The sequence below is a fragment of the Methylobacterium sp. Leaf112 genome (genome assembly GCF_001423295.1).
Taxonomy (GTDB): domain Bacteria; phylum Pseudomonadota; class Alphaproteobacteria; order Rhizobiales; family Beijerinckiaceae; genus Methylobacterium.
In genome coordinates this window covers 174,653-190,255 of sequence record NZ_LMNG01000030.1, presented here as the reverse complement: position 1 = coordinate 190,255, position 15,603 = coordinate 174,653, and the positions used below count along the sequence as shown (strand labels likewise).

General features: G+C 69.1%; 21 protein-coding genes and 1 tRNA gene. 11 read left to right on the top strand and 11 right to left on the bottom strand.

The window, feature by feature from the left end:
• Nucleotides 1-42: 42 nt before the first annotated feature.
• Complete coding sequence (locus ASF52_RS14805; RefSeq protein WP_056173522.1) at nucleotides 43-1,107, top strand: hypothetical protein; 1,065 nt, start codon at nucleotides 43-45, stop codon at nucleotides 1,105-1,107.
• 7 nt (nucleotides 1,108-1,114) lie between these two features.
• On the opposite strand, the gene tgt is transcribed toward ASF52_RS14805, so the two are convergent.
• Both tgt and queA read right to left on the bottom strand, forming a co-directional pair.
• Entirely contained in the window at nucleotides 1,115-2,290 is a 1,176-nt protein-coding gene (tgt, locus tag ASF52_RS14800; protein ID WP_056173520.1) for a tRNA guanosine(34) transglycosylase Tgt, read from the bottom strand.
• Nucleotides 2,291-2,349: 59 nt separating this feature from the next.
• Nucleotides 2,350-3,435 carry a tRNA preQ1(34) S-adenosylmethionine ribosyltransferase-isomerase QueA gene (gene queA, locus ASF52_RS14795; RefSeq protein ID WP_056173515.1) on the bottom strand — a complete coding sequence of 362 codons (1,086 nt, stop codon included), beginning with the start codon at nucleotides 3,433-3,435 and terminating at the stop codon, nucleotides 2,350-2,352.
• A 162-nt stretch (nucleotides 3,436-3,597) separates the two neighbouring features.
• Between queA and ASF52_RS14790 the strand changes: the two genes are divergently transcribed.
• The 3 genes from ASF52_RS14790 to ASF52_RS14780 all read left to right on the top strand — a co-directional run bounded on the left by ASF52_RS14790 (nucleotide 3,598) and on the right by ASF52_RS14780 (nucleotide 5,203).
• A complete protein-coding gene (locus ASF52_RS14790) occupies nucleotides 3,598-3,849 on the top strand; it encodes a hypothetical protein (RefSeq protein WP_056173512.1) in 252 nt (83 codons plus the stop codon).
• A 46-nt stretch (nucleotides 3,850-3,895) separates the two neighbouring features.
• A complete protein-coding gene (locus tag ASF52_RS14785) occupies nucleotides 3,896-4,177 on the top strand; it encodes a hypothetical protein (RefSeq protein ID WP_244473827.1) in 282 nt (93 codons plus the stop codon).
• 138 nt (nucleotides 4,178-4,315) lie between these two features.
• Nucleotides 4,316-5,203, top strand: coding sequence for a cation diffusion facilitator family transporter (locus ASF52_RS14780; RefSeq protein WP_056173505.1), 888 nt, complete (start codon nucleotides 4,316-4,318; stop codon nucleotides 5,201-5,203).
• On the opposite strand, the gene lipB is transcribed toward ASF52_RS14780, so the two are convergent.
• Nucleotides 5,200-5,955 (bottom strand): lipoyl(octanoyl) transferase LipB, encoded by a 756-nt coding sequence (gene lipB / locus ASF52_RS14775; RefSeq protein WP_082515331.1) that lies wholly within the window; start codon nucleotides 5,953-5,955, stop codon nucleotides 5,200-5,202. The genes ASF52_RS14780 and lipB overlap by 4 nt on opposite strands.
• A 60-nt stretch (nucleotides 5,956-6,015) precedes the next feature.
• On the opposite strand from lipB, the gene ASF52_RS14770 reads away from it, so the two are divergent.
• The 5 genes from ASF52_RS14770 (at nucleotide 6,016) to ASF52_RS14750 (ending at nucleotide 7,667) form a co-directional block, all read left to right on the top strand.
• Nucleotides 6,016-6,318, top strand: a complete 303-nt coding sequence (locus ASF52_RS14770) for a FliM/FliN family flagellar motor switch protein (protein WP_056173501.1) — start codon at nucleotides 6,016-6,018, stop codon at nucleotides 6,316-6,318.
• A gap of 140 nt (nucleotides 6,319-6,458) precedes the next feature.
• Nucleotides 6,459-6,543 (top strand) — tRNA-Leu (locus ASF52_RS14765).
• 364 nt (nucleotides 6,544-6,907) lie between these two features.
• Entirely contained in the window at nucleotides 6,908-7,090 is a 183-nt protein-coding gene (locus ASF52_RS14760; protein WP_056095126.1) for a DUF3606 domain-containing protein, read from the top strand.
• A gap of 119 nt (nucleotides 7,091-7,209) precedes the next feature.
• Nucleotides 7,210-7,374, top strand: a complete 165-nt coding sequence (locus tag ASF52_RS14755) for a ribosome modulation factor (RefSeq protein WP_056173499.1) — start codon at nucleotides 7,210-7,212, stop codon at nucleotides 7,372-7,374.
• Nucleotides 7,375-7,460: 86 nt separating this feature from the next.
• Nucleotides 7,461-7,667, top strand: a complete 207-nt coding sequence (locus ASF52_RS14750; RefSeq protein WP_056173496.1) for a DUF3606 domain-containing protein — start codon at nucleotides 7,461-7,463, stop codon at nucleotides 7,665-7,667.
• A gap of 8 nt (nucleotides 7,668-7,675) precedes the next feature.
• Here ASF52_RS14750 and ASF52_RS14745 read toward each other — a convergent pair whose 3' ends face one another.
• On the bottom strand, nucleotides 7,676-8,128 hold the full coding sequence (locus ASF52_RS14745) for a DUF488 domain-containing protein (protein WP_056173493.1): 453 nt from the start codon (nucleotides 8,126-8,128) through the stop codon (nucleotides 7,676-7,678).
• Between the two features lie 201 nt (nucleotides 8,129-8,329).
• On the opposite strand from ASF52_RS14745, the gene ASF52_RS14740 reads away from it, so the two are divergent.
• Nucleotides 8,330-9,202: a glycoside hydrolase family 25 protein gene (locus ASF52_RS14740; RefSeq protein WP_082479241.1), complete on the top strand. Its 873-nt coding sequence runs from the start codon at nucleotides 8,330-8,332 to the stop codon at nucleotides 9,200-9,202.
• 32 nt (nucleotides 9,203-9,234) lie between these two features.
• Here the strand turns inward: ASF52_RS14740 and trhA are convergent, their stop codons facing one another.
• The 5 genes from trhA to ASF52_RS14715 form a co-directional block, all read right to left on the bottom strand.
• Nucleotides 9,235-9,915 carry a PAQR family membrane homeostasis protein TrhA gene (gene trhA / locus ASF52_RS14735; protein WP_056173490.1) on the bottom strand — a complete coding sequence of 227 codons (681 nt, stop codon included), beginning with the start codon at nucleotides 9,913-9,915 and terminating at the stop codon, nucleotides 9,235-9,237.
• Between the two features lie 600 nt (nucleotides 9,916-10,515).
• Entirely contained in the window at nucleotides 10,516-11,643 is a 1,128-nt protein-coding gene (locus tag ASF52_RS14730; RefSeq protein WP_056174129.1) for a COX15/CtaA family protein, read from the bottom strand.
• 324 nt (nucleotides 11,644-11,967) lie between these two features.
• Nucleotides 11,968-12,264, bottom strand: a complete 297-nt coding sequence (locus ASF52_RS23740) for a hypothetical protein (protein WP_056173487.1) — start codon at nucleotides 12,262-12,264, stop codon at nucleotides 11,968-11,970.
• A complete protein-coding gene (locus tag ASF52_RS14720) occupies nucleotides 12,261-12,446 on the bottom strand; it encodes a hypothetical protein (RefSeq protein ID WP_056173484.1) in 186 nt (61 codons plus the stop codon). Before ASF52_RS14720 ends, ASF52_RS23740 begins: the two co-directional genes overlap by 4 nt.
• Before the next feature lie 253 nt (nucleotides 12,447-12,699).
• Complete coding sequence (locus tag ASF52_RS14715; protein ID WP_056173482.1) at nucleotides 12,700-14,508, bottom strand: adenine deaminase C-terminal domain-containing protein; 1,809 nt, start codon at nucleotides 14,506-14,508, stop codon at nucleotides 12,700-12,702.
• A gap of 286 nt (nucleotides 14,509-14,794) precedes the next feature.
• Between ASF52_RS14715 and ASF52_RS14710 the strand changes: the two genes are divergently transcribed.
• The gene (locus tag ASF52_RS14710) at nucleotides 14,795-15,052 is read left to right on the top strand and encodes a hypothetical protein (RefSeq protein WP_056173479.1); all 258 of its coding nucleotides are present in this window, start codon (nucleotides 14,795-14,797) and stop codon (nucleotides 15,050-15,052) included.
• A gap of 95 nt (nucleotides 15,053-15,147) precedes the next feature.
• On the opposite strand, the gene ASF52_RS14705 is transcribed toward ASF52_RS14710, so the two are convergent.
• Both ASF52_RS14705 and ASF52_RS14700 read right to left on the bottom strand, forming a co-directional pair.
• Nucleotides 15,148-15,369 carry an alkylphosphonate utilization protein gene (locus tag ASF52_RS14705; protein ID WP_056173476.1) on the bottom strand — a complete coding sequence of 74 codons (222 nt, stop codon included), beginning with the start codon at nucleotides 15,367-15,369 and terminating at the stop codon, nucleotides 15,148-15,150.
• A gap of 15 nt (nucleotides 15,370-15,384) precedes the next feature.
• Nucleotides 15,385-15,588, bottom strand: a complete 204-nt coding sequence (locus tag ASF52_RS14700) for a hypothetical protein (RefSeq protein WP_056173473.1) — start codon at nucleotides 15,586-15,588, stop codon at nucleotides 15,385-15,387.
• Nucleotides 15,589-15,603 lie beyond the last annotated feature (15 nt).

Sequence of the window (15,603 nt, the reverse complement as noted above, 5' to 3'; positions counted from 1 at the left end):
CGCGCCAAACCGCCTTCCTGTGGGCGTGGCGGCTGGGATGTGATGAGCGCAGTGGCGGAACGGGAGTGGCGGGCCGGAGCCTGGCAGGGGTTCGCCCGGGTGTTCGGCCTGTCGGTCGCCGGCTTCGGGCTGGCGGCGTTCGGGTTCGTCGCCGTGCTCGACCCCTATGGCCTGCGGGTCGGGCCCGGGCGGACGCCGGCGCCCTTGATGGATGGCAACCAGCGCTTCATGTACCCCCAGGTCGCCCGCAGCGGCCTCTACGACGCGGCGGTCTTCGGTTCCTCCACGTCACGGCTCCTCGATCCGGATCGGCTCGGACCCGTGCTCGGCGGCCGCTTCGCCAACTTCGCCATGAACGCCGCGACGCCGTTCGAACAGATGTCCATTGCCCGGGTCTTCCTGCGGTACGCCGCGCCGAAAGTCGTGGTGTTCGGCCTCGACGCCAATTGGTGCGCGGCCGATGCCGACACGAAGCGCCTCACGTTCCGGCCGTTCCCCGCCTGGCTCTACGCGGAGGGGGCACCCTGGGGCGTCCTGCGGCAGCTCAACGGGCAGGGCCTCGCCGCGGCCTGGCGGGTGGCGCTGGCCCGCTGGGCCGGCGTGCCGCCGCGGCTGCGGGCGGACGGCTATGCCGTCTTCACGCCGCCCGAGGCGGGCTACGACGCCCGCCGCGCCGCGGCCCATATCCATGGCGGCGGCGCGGCGATGCCCGAGGCGGCCCCGGTCGATCCGCCGGTCGATGCCGTGGCGGCGCCGATGCCGGCGCTGGGCTGGCTCGACGATCTCCTCGGTGCGATGCCGCCGGACACGCGCAAGGTGCTCGCCTTCATGCCGGTGCACGTGGCGGCGCAGGGTCTGCCCGGCACGGCCAAGGGCGCGCGGGAGGCGGCCTGCAAGGCGCGGGTCGCCGCGATCGGCGCCCGGCGCGGCGCCCGCGTGGTGGACTTCCGAATCCCATCCCCGGTGACGACCGAGGACACGAATTACTGGGACGCCCTTCATTACAGGCTGCCCATCGCCGAACGCATCGTCACCGCCCTGGGGGCTGCCGTCGCGACGGGCACCGACGATCCGGACGGCTTCTACAGGGTTTTGCCCCGCCCCTGAGGGGCGTTCAGGCGGCGCGCTCGGCCTCCGCCTTCGCCCAGGCCTCCCGGGTCCCGTCGCAGAAATCGGCGAGGCGGCCTTGCGCGATGGCGCCGCGCATCCCGGCCATGAGGTCCTGATAGTATGACAGGTTGTTCCAGGTGAGCAGCATCATCCCCAGGATCTCGTCCGTGCGCACGAGGTGATGGAGATAGGCGCGGCTGTAGTCCCGCGCCGCCGGGCAGGACGACGTTTCGTCGAGGGGCCGGGTGTCCTCGCCGTGGCGGGCGTTGCGCAGGTTGATCCGGCCGTGGCGGGTATAGGCGAGGCCGTGCCGCCCGGCTCGGGTCGGCATCACGCAGTCGAACATGTCGATGCCGCGGGAGACCGAACGCATGAGGTCGTCGGGCGTGCCGACCCCCATGAGGTAGCGCGGCTTGCCGGCGGGAAGATGCGGCTCCACCGTCTCGATCATCGCCAGCATCACCGCCTGGGGCTCGCCCACCGCGAGGCCGCCGATGGCGTAGCCCTTGAGGTCGAGATCCACGAGGGCGCGCGCGCTCTCCACCCGCAGATCGGGACTGTCGCCACCCTGCACGATGCCGAACATCGCCTTGCCGGGCTGCTCGCCGAACTGCACGCGGCAGCGCTCCGCCCACCGCAGGGACAGGTGCATCGCCTTTTCGATGGTGGCCCGGTCGGCGGGCAGCCGAACGCATTCGTCGAGCTGCATCTGGATGTCGGAGCCCAGCAGCCCCTGGATCTCGATGGACCGTTCCGGGCTCATGTGGTGGGTCGAACCGTCGACATGCGAGCGGAAGGTGACGCCCTGCTCGTCGAGCTTGCGCAGGGCCGAGAGCGACATCACCTGGAAGCCGCCGGAATCCGTGAGGATCGGCTGTGGCCAGTTCATGAACCGGTGCAGGCCGCCGAGCCGCGCCATGCGCTCGGGGCCGGGCCGCAGCATCAGGTGGTAGGTGTTACCGAGCACCACGTCGGCGCCCAACTCCCGCACCTGACCCGGATACATCGCCTTGACGGTGGCGGCCGTGCCGACGGGCATGAAGGCGGGCGTCCGAATGGTGCCGCGCGGCATGCTGATCGCGCCGGTGCGCGCGGGTCCGTCGGTGGCATCCACCCGGAAGGTGAACGCGCTCGGAAGGGGGGACGTGCTCGGAAGGGGGGACGTGGCTGGTTCGGACATCGGCGCTCCTTAGCACCGGATCGACCGGGTGGGCAGGCGGGACGGTGCGCCGGCCTCCCCTACCGCCCCGCCGGAAACAGCAGGCTCGAATCCCCGTAGGAGTAGAACCGGTATCCGTGCTCGATCGCGTGCGCGTAGGCGGCCCGCATGGTCTCCAGGCCCGAAAAGGCCGAGACCAGCATGAACAGGGTCGAGCGCGGCAGGTGGAAGTTGGTCATGAGGGCGTCGACGGCGTGGATCGGCGTCCCGGGCGTGATGAAGATCTCCGTCGGACCCGAGAACGGGTGCAGCCGCCCCTGCGCGTCGGCGGCACTCTCGAGGAGGCGAAGGGCGGTGGTGCCCACCGCCACGATGCGCCCGCCCGCCGCGCGGGTCCGGTTGAGGGCATCGGCCGTCTCCGCCGTGAGGCTGCCGATCTCCGCATGCATGCGGTGATCCTGCGTGTCGTCGGCCTTCACCGGGAGGAAGGTGCCGGCTCCCACATGCAGGGTCACGCGGTGGCGGTGGAGACCGGCGGCATCGAGATCGGCGAGGAGTGATTCCGAGAAATGCAGGCCGGCGGTGGGAGCCGCCACGGCCCCGGGCCGAGCGGCATAGACGGTCTGGTAATCCGTGGCGTCCTGGGCATCCGTCGGGCGCTTTCCGGCGATGTAGGGCGGCAGCGGCAGGCTGCCGGTGGCGGCGATGGCGGCTTCGAGGGCCGGACCCGAGAGGTCGAACCGCAGGGTGATCTCGCCGGCCTCGCCCTTCTCCTGAATGGTCGCGTCGAGGCTACCGAGGTCGCAGGGCTCGCTCGTCCCGTGGCGGCCGAATACGACGCGATCCCCCGGCGCGAGGCGCTTCGCCGGTCGGGCGAAGGCGCGCCAGGTGTCCAGGCCGGCGCGCAGGTGCAGCATCGCCTCCATGCGCAGGCCGGGGGAGCCGGGACGATGACGGATGCCGGTGAGCCGGGCCGGGATGACCCGTGTGTCGTTGAACACCAGGGCGTCGCCCGGCCGCAGGAGGCCGGGCAGGTCGCGCACGGCCCGGTCTTCGAAGGGCTCGCCCGGCTGGACCACGAGGAGACGGCCGGCATCGCGGGGGGTCGGGGGCCGCAGGGCGATGGCCGCCTCGGGCAACTCGAAATTGAAGAGATCGACGCGCATGCCGCGCCAACAGCACGGTTTGACGGGTCGGATCAATGGGCGCGACTCTCGGATCGATGAGCGGGGACTCGGGAGCCCGGGAACGTGGGAACTCGGGCGCACCGCTCCGGTTCATGCTTCACCCGTACGGATGCCGTGCGAGAAGGCAGAGCGAGCTTCCGAATGACTTGGTATGCGTTGAGACCCCGCGATCCCGCCGATCCGCGCTGGCCCCTGCCCGACAGCCCGAGCATCACCCTCAAGGCGGACGATCCGCAGGCGGCACGGGACAAGTTCACGGCGGCCTATCCGAGTCGTCCGTTCGGCACGCCGGGTTCGCCCGTGGCCGATGCGGGCGATGCGGGATTCCGCGACGACCCCGATGCGCTGCTCGTCGAGGAAGCGCCGGAGCCGCAGAGCCCGCCGCCCGCCTGAGCACGGGTCCGCTCCCAACCCCTTCTCCATTCCGGGAAGCCGCGCCATGCCCCCGTCCGCTTCGAACACCAAGCCTCCCAGGGCGAAGCCGTCCGCCGTGTCGTCGCCCCGGCGCGCGACCCTGGATTCGCAGCTGCTCACCTATTGGGAGCGCGAAGCGGTCCGCCTCGACGCCCTCGCGGCCTCCACCCGGTGGCGTTGGATCGCGCGGGGCTACGCCAGAAAGGCCGAGCGGGCGCGCGCCCAGGCGGCCCGGAGCGCCGATCGGGAGGCCGCCCGGGGCCGGATTCCTGAGGCCATGCGCGACGGCGACGAACCGGCCACCTGACGGCAGGGGGTAGGGCAGCGGTTATAGCCGAGCCTCAATCGTTCAGTGGCGGGTTCAACCTTTGCCGTGGCCTTGGGGGCGTGCGGGCGCGTAAGGGCGGGTTCGATCGGACCCCGACCCCGACCCTGGAATGCCGTGATGGACCGCACTCAGAAGGCCGCCCTGGCGAGCGCCGCCATCGGCACCCTCGTCACCGGCGTCAAGTTCGCGGCCTTCGCCCTCACGGGCAGCCTCGCGCTCTACTCCGATGCCCTCGAGAGCATCATCAACGTGGTGGCGGCGGCCTTCGCCTTCGTCGCCCTGCGGGTGGCCGCACGCCCGGCCGACGACGATCACCCCTACGGCCACCACAAGGCCGAGTACTTCTCCGCCGTCATCGAGGGCGCGCTCATCATCGCGGCGGCGATGCTGATCCTGCGCGAGGCGTTCCACGGCATCCTCGATCCGAAGCCCCTCGACGCGCCGGTCCTCGGTCTGGCGGTGAACGGCGTCGCGACGGCGATCAACGGGGTGTGGGCGGTCTATCTCCTGGGCCGCGCCAAGGCCTGGCGCTCGCCGGCCCTGGTGGCCGATGCCCGCCACGTCATGGCCGACGTGGTGACCTCCCTGGGGGTACTCGTGGGTCTCGGCCTCGTACTCCTCACGGGAGCGGCGGTTCTCGATCCCATCATCGCCGGTCTGGTCGCCCTCAACATCCTGTGGTCCGGCTGGACCATGGTGCGCGACTCGGTGAGTGGCCTCCTCGATCGTGCCGCCCCGCCCGAGATGGTGACGAAGATCCGCGAACTCATCTCGCTCCACGGAGAGGGCGCCCTGGAAGCGCACGACGTCCGGACTCGCCACGCCGGGCAGGCCACCTTCATCGACTTCCACCTCGTGGTGCCGGGCGAGATGACGGTGCGGGATTCCCACGAGATCTGCGACCGCCTTGAAGCGGCCATCGAGGGCGCCGTCGAGGGCGCCGTCGTGGTGATCCATGTGGAGCCGGGCGAGCAGGCCAAGGGGCGTGGGGTGCCGGTGGTCTAATCCGGTGTCGCCGTCTCCCCGAAGATCGCCTCGAACGCTGCGCGCAGCTGCATGTCCACCTCCGGCAGGGTCACGAGATGGCCGAGATCGACGAGGCTGGTGACGCCGTGGCCGGTGATGCCGCAGGGCACGATGCCGGTGAAGTGCGCGAGATCCGGCTCCACGTTGAGGCTGATGCCGTGGAAGCTCACCCAACGCCGAACCCGGATGCCGATGGCGGCGATCTTGTCCTCGACTCCCTCGCCGTCGACCTGCCCCTTCTCGGGGCGGCGCACCCAGACGCCGACGCGGTCCTCGCGTCGCTCGCCCCGGACGTTGAAGGCCTCAAGGGTTGCGATCACCCACGCCTCCAGGGCGGCCACGTAGGCACGCAGGTCCGTGCGCCGGCGGTTGAGGTCGAGCATCACGTAGGCCACCCGCTGGCCGGGACCGTGATAGGTGTATTGCCCGCCCCGGCCGGTCCGGTGAACGGGAAAACGCTCTGGATCGACGAGGTCGGCCGCCCGCGCCGAGGTGCCGGCCGTGTAGAGCGGCGGATGCTCCAGCAGCCATACGCATTCCCGGGCCTGCCCCGCCGCGATCTCGGCGGCCCTCGCTTCCATGTAGACGACGGCCTCCTCGTAGGGGACCGGCACGTCGCTGATCCGCCATTCTACGGGCGGCGAACCGGCGCGGGCGAAGAAATCCCCGGTTCGGACGCCGAGCCGTGGGGCGATTAGCGATTCGTTTACCAAGGCTTCACCATCGCGCATGGACAGTCGGTTCCGGGGCCGGTGCGGGTGCGCGCTCCCCAGGGTGAAGGAACGGGTCGCGTGGCGGTTCTCGAAGATCTCAAGGTCGACCTCAAGGTGGTTCTCGGGCGCCGGCACATGCCCTTGCACATCCTGCTGCGCATGGGGCGCGGCGCCGTCATCGAACTCGAAGCCACGGAGAGCGATATGGTGGAGATTCTGGCCAACGACCATCCGATCGCGCGGGGCCAGATCGTGGTGACGGGAAACCGCATCTCCGTCGAGGTCACCGAGCTGATCCGCAAGGCGGAGGTGGTGCGCCTGCCCGGGGTCACCATCGGCGAAGGCGCTGTTCCGGTCCTCGACGGCGTCGATTTCCTCTGAAGCCGCGATTTCCTGCAAACCCGCGATTTCCTGCAAACCCGCTTGTCGGCTCCAGATCCATCTGCTAGTTGCTGCGCCGCGCCAGACGAAACGGACGCCTCGCCCGACCGGGCCGGCTTCGAGACGATGGTGACGACGATGCGGCCATGGCGGAATTGGTAGACGCGCTAGCTTGAGGTGCTAGTCCTGCAAGGGGTGGAGGTTCGAGTCCTCTTGGCCGCACCAACATAACGATGTTGGTGCTTGAGACTTCCGAGGTGTGGCGAGGATTTATCCGCCGACCTCGGCTCTGGGAACAGGTCCGCCGCAACGGTCGGCGATGTTCCTTCGCTCGGTGACGAGCGCGAAGATTATACATTCTCCCGCGTGGCTTTGCTAAATCGGTGGGTTGTCCGAGGTCCGATTCATTCGGAGCCGGATGTGCTGGCGTCTGTCGGAGCGGAGTGGAATCGCCACCGCTCCGGGTTCGGCGCGGCTGGCGGTAACCCTGGACCTTCACGACCGCACGGCCCGGCCGGCCTCCGAGCCCCCCGAGAAACTTTCGCATGCGGGCCTGCGAGCGGCGCGCCTTTGGTTTGGAGGAACGGACATGGCCGGGTTGAAGGACAAGCGAGGCTTCATCGACAAGGACCGGCTCGATCTGTCGGAGCGCAAGGCCGTCGAGTTCTGGATGAAACGATGGGGCGTCACGCAGGATCAGCTCACCACCGCGCATCGGAAGGCCGGCCGCATGGTCAAGGACATCGCCGCGGAGCTGGGCAAGAAGCGATAGGCGATCCGGTTGGCGCACGCCGAACGCGGCGGTTGGGGCATCTCCCCTACCCGACGCCGCGTCGCCGGAACGGGCGACGGCTCTTCGGGAGCTCGCGCGCGAGTTCGACGTTACCGCACATGACCCAGATGCCAGACGACAACCTCGACCATTATACCCTCGGCTTCCATGCGCCGCGCAAAGGTTTGCGTCGCCAGGATTGCCCCTATGCGGAGGGCACCGAGGCGCACGCGCAATGGACGGCCGGATACGATGCGGCGGTGCAGGACGGCAAGGAAGCGTGAGCGGCATTCCGGACGCCACCGAACCGCGGCCCACCGGGTCGCGTTGATCCGGTGCTTGTCTCAAGCCCCCCGACCGTGGACGCCCCATGAACGAGAACCTGAAGCCCGATCCACATGCCCCGAGATCGGTGAACGTCACCGAGCCTTGGACGCGGGCCTATTGGGCGCGCTACTTCGAGGTCCCAGTGGAAGCCGTCGAGGACGCCGTTGCTACGGTGGGCGAGGATCCGGGCGCCGTCGCGGCCCATCTCGGCAAGTCCTGGCCGGCGCAGGATGGCGGCGGCATCGTCTGACGGCATTCCTAGACGTCCACCCCGTAGAGATCGACGGTGACGAAGCCGCGCGCCTCCATGCGCTCGGCCAAGACCCTGCGGTGGCAGCGGGCGGGGTCGCGCTCGAAGCACATCAGGCAGGTCGGACTTCGGGCGGCAAGGTCGCACAGGGCGTCGAGGGCGAGGCCGCCATCCGCGGTGTCGAGGACCTCCTCACAGTAGATCTGGCGCATGAGCGCGGGGTCGTCCGCTCGCGCGGCCTGCCGACCGGCTTTCGGGGTCCCAAGGGTCCGGGCGTGATTGTAGGATAGACCGGCCGCTTCGAGGCCGGCTTTCAGGGCGCCCTTGGAAAACCCGCGTTTGCGCGAGTTCGCCACGGCGCGGACATCGGCGAGTGTCCCGACCCCGGCATCCGTGAGGGCCAGGGTGAAGCGCTCGGGATCGAGGCCTTCGTAGCCGATGGTGAACAAAGTCTTACGCATCCGGCCTCCTCTGCAAATGCTGCGTTTCGAGCGGGACTTAGGTGTCTTCCGGCCTGTGGCCAGCCGTGGAACCTGCGGCGTATGTGGCTGACCGGTCACGACTTCCCGAAAACCGCCGCATTGCCGTCAAAGCTCTGTTAACCGCGCACGGGCATCCCTTACCCGTTGTTGCGTGCGTGGAAAGTAATGGGCCGGGCATTGATGTCGCTGACGAACAGGACTGCCCCGACCGTCCGCCGTACCCGCCGTGGTGAAACGCGCCTCGGTGGCTGGGCGAGCCGGATCGCCGGAATCGCCCTTCTCGCGGGCCTCGCCGCATGCTCCGGCACGGCGACGGACTTCTATCCGACCAAGGGCGACGTGAAGCCCCATCCCGGCGTCGCGCGCGCCAAGCAGCATCCGATCCAGGGCATCGACATTTCGAAGTGGCAGGGCCCCATCGACTGGACGTCGGTGCGGGCGGCCGGCACACAGTTCGCCTTCATCAAGGCGACGGAGGGCGGCGACCACGTCGACGAGCGGTTCCGCGCGAATTGGGACGGTGCGGCCCGGGCCGGCGTTCCGCGTGGGGCCTATCATTTCGTGTTCTGGTGCCGCTCGGCCCAGGACCAGATCGAGTGGTTCAAGAAGAACGTCCCGCAGGATCCAACCGCCCTCCCCCCGGTTCTCGACGTGGAGTGGAACGGCCATTCGCAGCTTTGCCCGAAGAAGCTGCCGAAGGCCCAGGCGCTGGGAATGATCCGCTACATGCTCGACGAGATGGAGCGCTACACCGGCAAGCGCCCGATCATCTACACGGACATCACGTTCCACAAGGACGTACTCGAGGACGAGCTGCCGGATTACCCCCACTGGGTCCGCTCCACCGCGGCCGAGCCCGAGCAGCGCTTCGCCAAGCGCAAGTGGATGCTGTGGCAGTTCACTTCCACCGGCCGGGTACCGGGCGTGCGCGGCGACGTCGACCGCAATGCCTTCTACGGATCGACGGCCGAATGGGCCTCGTTCCTGGCCACCGACTGCGACCCGCGCGACCACCATTCCCTATCCGGACGGGGCCTCTGCGCCGGCAAGTAACGGAGGCGAAACGGACACAACGTCCAAAGGGTTCAGGCCCCGGCCTGGACCACGGTGGTGAGCACCGTGCCGTAGTGACAGGCCGTGGCGGCCAGCACGAAGGCGTGCCAGATGGCATTCTGGTACGGCAGGCTGCGCCAGACGTGGAACACCACGCCGAAGGAGTAGAGCAGTCCGCCGATGGCAAGCAGCCACAGGGCGGTGGGCTCGAGCCGCGCGATCACCGAATCGTAGGCCGCCAGTCCGCTCCAGCCGAGAAGCAGGTAGAGCCCGATGGCGGCCCGGTCGAAGCGTCCCGGCAGCGTCAGCTTGAGGGTGATGCCGATGCCGGCCACCAGCCACACGGTGGCGAGTAGGCCCCAGGCGATGGCGCCGGTGCCGACTAGGGCGACCAGCGGCGTATAGGTACCGGCGATCATAAGATAGATCAGCGCGTGATCGGCACGGCGCAGGAGCCACTTCCGGCGGCCCACCGGCCACATGTTGTAGGTCGCCGAAACGCCGAGCATCGAGACGAGGGCGGCGCCGTAGACAGCGACCGCCGCCTGATCGATGGCCGGGAGCGGCGTCAGGGCCGCGAAGATCACGATCGCGATGGCCCCGGCGAGGCCGAGGGCCACGCCGAGGAAGTGGACGATCCCGTCGGCGAGAAGCTCGCGCGGGGTGTAGTTCCAGTTCAGCCCCGCGGGGCGTCCATCCTCTGCCAGGAACATCGCTGACTCCGATCGGTCATACGAAAGCTACGCTCGGCCGTGCCGGAGCGTTCCCGGCGAGAACTACCGAGTTCGTGCTGTACACAGGAATAGCTTCGTGCCGGCACGCTTCCGGCAGCGTGTGACACGGATTCGCGCCTGCCCGGGTGTGGCTTGGCCTACCCCGGAAGCAGTCCGGAGTAGCGGCTCGCGATCACAACGGCCCAAGCGATTCCCAGCACACCCGTGAGGCCGAAGACGATGCGGCGCGTCTGGCGATCGCGTGTGTGACGCCGGACAGGTCTTCCCGAAGACCGGGGCTCGATCTTCACGGTTTCGGTGCTCGAAATGGGCTCTACCAAAGGCTTACCAAGCGTCATGCAGTCGTGGTCCTCGTTCGTTGGGCGCGGAGAGAACGCGAAATGCCGAGCGTCGCCGGAGGCGTAACGCGCGTGCATCGATCGGGTTCGCTGCATCGCAATAATCCGCGGCTTCCGAACGATGGTGTACCCTGGCGGCCGAGGGAAGCGCCTTCTTCCAAGCCGCGTGCGCGTCGACACGGAGCGCGAGAAGGCGGTGGATTGGAATCCGTCCCGCGCGCGCGAATTCCGTTCGGCGGAATCAGGTCGCGCGGTTGGTCAAGGCCTCGAAGCCGAAGGCCGGTGCCGCTTCGGGGCGCATCGGCCGAGCCGTCACACCGGGGCTCAGGCGGGCATGGACCGTCGCCATCGTCAGCACCGCCATGGCGAAGACCTGATGGCTCAGCCCGGCCCAGAGCGGAACCGCGAGAAGCAGGGTCGTGATCCCGAGGGCGGCTTGCGCCAGGACGAGGACGGCCACGCCGGTGGCGCGCCGTGCCGTGCCGCTGCCCGGCAGGGTCCGCCGCGCGTCGACGGCATGGAGAATTGCCACGGCAAGGAGGACATAGGCGATCAGGCGGTGGTCGAGTTGCACCAGGCCATGGTTGTCGACGAAATTCTCGATCCAGGGCCGGACGGCGAACAACTCGGCCAGGGGCGGCGCGAAGGCACCGTCCATCCCCGGCCAGGTGTTGTAGACGAGGCCTGCCTTCGATCCGGCGACGAGGCCGCCGAGGAAGATCTGCGCCAACACCAGGGCCATCACGGCCACGGCCGTGCGGTTGAGCCTGGCCGGCACCGGCGCGGAGGGGGCGGCGCGCAGGCCGGCGGCGAGCCAGACGAGACCGGCGAGGATGAGGCTCGCGGTGGTGAGATGCAGGGCGAGTTTCAGCGGGGCGACCGCCGTCATGCCAGGCTCGAGGCCGGACGCGACCATGATCCAGCCGATGGCGCCCTGGAGGCCGCCGAGGAGGCCGAGGCCGAGGAGTCCGAGCCCGAGGCGCCGGCTCAGGAGCCCACGCCACCAGAACCACAGCAGGGGCAGGAAGAATGCGAGGCCGACGAAGCGTCCGAGGAACCGGTGGCCCCATTCCCAGGCATAGATCGTCTTGAAATCGGATAGGCCCATCCCCTGGTTAAGGATGCGGTATTGCGGAGTGCCCTTGTACTTGTCGAACTCCGCCGTCCAGGCCTCGGCCGAAAGCGGCGGGACGGCGCCCGTGACCGGACGCCATTCGGTGATGGATAGCCCGGAGCCGGTGAGGCGCGTGGCCCCACCCACGGCCACCATGCCGACCACGAGAGCCGCGAGCACGTAGAGCCAGACACGTACGGCACCGTATTCGCCCGCGCGGCGCGTGTGCTCCTGGCCGGCTGCATGTCTGGACATCATCGCGCCATCCCGTCCGCCACCCGACGATCCCTATCGGAGACCGGGGAGGTAGACGCAGGCTCGCGCGAGGGCAACGCCTGTTGGGGACGCAGCGGCCTCGTACGGAAGGCCGCTATTCGGCGGCGGCCAACTCCCGGCTGCGGTTCAGCGCCATGAGATCGAGGAAGGCCACCACGAGCCAGGGGCAGGCGATTCCGATGAAGAAAGCCATCCGTATTGCCTCGTTCCGCGTGACGATGCCCGATGATAGGCCACTGGCGCCGCACCGCAAGCGGTCAAACACGGCGTGACGGACGAGGCGCTGTCACGCCATGGGCGGCCTCACGCCATGGCGGCCATGGTCCACCGGAGCGCGAGGCCGACCAGCACGCCGCCCCCGAGGCAGCGCCGCCAGGGATTGACGCCGCGGGCGACCTCGTCGACGGCCCAGACGACCAGCGCCCCCAGGCCGACACCCCGCAAAACCGTCCCCGCCGGCCCAGCCGGGGCAAAAGCCCAGTCCGCTCCAGCGCAGAGGCCGAACATCACGAGCGGCGCATTCGGCCATTGGGCGACGGTGATCGCGCCGGTGCGTCGGTCGCGGAACCACCAGTCGCGCGCGCGTGCGAGGGCGCTCAGATGCGTCGCGCCCCGTCGGCCTCGCGCATGGGCTCGCAGATCTTCGGGCTCAGCTTATCGAGATGCTCGCAGGCATTGCGCAGGTACCAGGCTCGCATGTCGGGTTGCGAGGGCGCCACGTACATCCCGACGAGGATGAACGCGATGGCGCCGACGATGACGAGGGTGAGTAGGCTACGCATGGAGTCGCTCCGGGGAATCGGGCCGTGGGCCTGCCGATGAAGGGGCTCGCCGATGCCCCGGCCCGCGCCCTTCGCTGCTCGTGGACACAGGAACCTCTCAACGCGCGAGGGCGCAAGAAGAAGCAGCCCGCCGCCGCTTGGGCGAACAGGCTGTTTGAAAGGCTTGGGAGGAAGCGAGGCTGTTGAGACCCTGACTTACAACCCGCGCTAGGGTTGGCCAGTTCCTCGCGAGCCGGCAAAAATAACACCGGGTTCAGGAGGCCTCGAACAGGGGCACGATGCGCATCCCCGGGACGAGGACGAGGCCCTTGTCGGTGATGCGGATCTCGGGAATCACCGAGAGCGGGATCAGGTTGAACCCCATATAGGGAATGGTGCACCCGGCGCGCGTCCAGGCGTCCTTCAGGACACGGACTTCCCCGGCCACCGCCGTGACCCGCTTGTCGGAGAGGAGACCGGCGACCGGCAGGGGCACCAGGGCGACGACGGCTCCGTCCTCCACGACGCAGACCCCACCCTGGATGGTGCCGATGGCGTCGAGGGCCACGCGCATGTCGGCCTCGTTCAGGCCGGCGACGATCACGTTGTGCGAATCGTGGCCGACGCTGCTCGCCACCGCGCCGCGTTTCAGCCCGAACGCCCGCAGAAGCCCGTGTGCGACCGTGCCGGAGCGGCCGTGACGTTCGATCACCGTGACGAAGGTGAGGTCGTTGGCGGCCAGCGTCGTCGGCCAGTCGGCGCTGGGGGTGAGGTCGAACACCTCGTGGGTGAGTTCGATGCCCGGAAGCGTGGTGCGGATGGCGTTGACCCGCACCGAACCCGCCGGCAACGCCGGAACCAGGCCCGGCAGCGGATCGGGCAGGTGCACCGTCGCGTAGGCCGGGGCCGGGTAGCGGTAGGGCTGCGACAGGGCGGCGTCGAGGAGCGGGGTGATCGACCGGTCCTTCACCACGCATTCCCCGCCATACCAGGTCGATTGCGGCACGAGATCGTCGTCGAGGAGGACGAGATCGGCGCGTCGTCCGCCGCCGAACCCGCCGATCTCGCCGTCGAGGCCGTAGCGCGTCGCCGGGTGGAGCGAGCCCATGGCCCAGGCCTGGGCCTTCGGGATGCCGAGGCGCACGGCCTCGCGCACCACCCAGTCGAGACCGAAGGCGAGCAGGTCCTGCGCGTCGCGGTCGTCGGTGCAGACGCAGACGCGCTTGGCCGAAGCACCGTAATCCAGCACCGTGCCGATGGCTTTCGGCAGGCTGTGCCACGGCGTCGTCGGTGGCCCGCCGCGCAGGTAGATCCAGATTCCCGCTTCCAGGAGGTCGTCGGCGATATCCCGGTCGATGGCCTCGTGGGTGTCGGTGACGCCGCTGGCCGCGTAGGCGGACACGAAGCCGCGCCCGTAGATGTGTCCGGAGACCGGACGACCACGCTCCAGCGATGCCGCGATGATGGCGTGCGCGCGCGGATCGCCCTCGCAGACGGCGACGAAATCCATCTTCTCCCCGAGGCCGATGGCTTCCGGCCACTGGTCGAACAGGGCCGCGATCTTGGCCGCCGTCAGGTCGCCGCCGGCGGTTTCCAGATCGGGTGAGGTCGCCGGCACGGTGCTGGGCACCGTGAGATAGATGTTGAGCGGTGCCTGACGGGCATCCTCCAGCATCCATTCGACGCCGTTCACATCGAGCACGTTGCCGATCTCGTGGCTGTCGCACACGATGGTGGTGGTGCCGTTGAGGAGCGCGGCCTCCGCATAGGCACAGGCCGTCACCATACTGCTCTCGATGTGCAGGTGCGGATCGACGAGGCCCGGCGCCAGAAGGCCCCCGCCGAGGTCGATACGCTCGGCCGGGCCCCGATAGGTTCCCGCCGGCATGACGGCGGCGATGCGGCCGCCGCCGATCCAGACCTCACGGTCGGGCAGGATGCGGTCCGAATAGGTGGAGAGCAGGCGAGCCCCGGTGAGGACGCGATCCGGCTCGGCCCGCCCCGAGGCCACGGCCGCGAGTTGCCGCGTCATGCTGGCGAGGGGCGCGACGGAAAAGCGCGTCAGGTTTGGTTTCTCGGTCATGCCGGCTCCCTGGGCATCCGCGGCTGTCGCTCACGCGATCCTGCCGAGGGGCACGGCCCGTGCCAAGATCCCGCAGGGAGTCGGCACGGCCGGCCCCGAAACGGGTTGCCAACCGCCCGTCGCGATCCCATCTAAGGCCCATGCCGGTCGCGACCCACGTCGCTCGACCGGAGACGGCCACGATGACGGTTTGGGGTGACGCCGGATGTACGCGCACCTCGGGCCTCTCCGTGGCCGTTGGCTTTTGCCCTATCCCTTTGTTCCAGCGTCCGAGCATCGTCCCGTCATGGCCAAACGCACGAAGTCGAAACCGCAGGAGCGTGGCTCCGTCCTGTTCGATGTCCTCTACGAGGACGAGTCCCGCGCCTCGAACCGGCGCGTCCCCATGGAAATCCTCGGCGGCCTCGACGGCGATGCCCCGGCGCGGGAGATCATCGAGGAGCAGGACCGGGTCATCGCCGAGAAGTCGGGCCGGCCGCTGAAGCCGATCCGGAGCCTGACCCGTTCGCCGATCCGCGTGCCGAGCGCCGTGACGGGCGACTGAAGAGACCAAGGCTCCCGGGGCGGCCGGTCCGAAGGAACGGCCGCCCGCGCCTGGGTTCGCCTCAGGACCGGGTTCGCCTCAGGACCGGGTTCGCCTCAGGACGAGGCCTTCTTCAGGAACTGTGTCTTCAGAACCAAGCCTTTGACCTTCTCGGCGTTGCACTCGATCTCCTCGGGATCGCCGGTCAGGCGGATGTTCTTGATCAGGGTCCCGCGCTTCAGGGTCGTCGAGGTTCCCTTCACCTTGAGGTCCTTGATCAGGGTCACCGCATCGCCGTCTGCGAGCTTGGTGCCGTTCGAATCCTTGGTCTCGTCCATGACCGTGTCGCGCCGTTAGGCCATCGGCGGGGTGTAGGGCTGTCCCGCATCGGTCAGGGCCCGGTCGACCGCCTCGATGGCGAGGAGGATGCGCATCAGGTCTTCGGCGGCCGAAGCGGCGGCGAGTTCGCTGGCGCCGATGCGCTTCGACAGGGCGCTGCGCTGCCGGGCCAGACTGGCACGTGCCCGGTTCAGGTCGGCGATGTCCTCGGGCGTCATGGTCTCGTCTCCCCG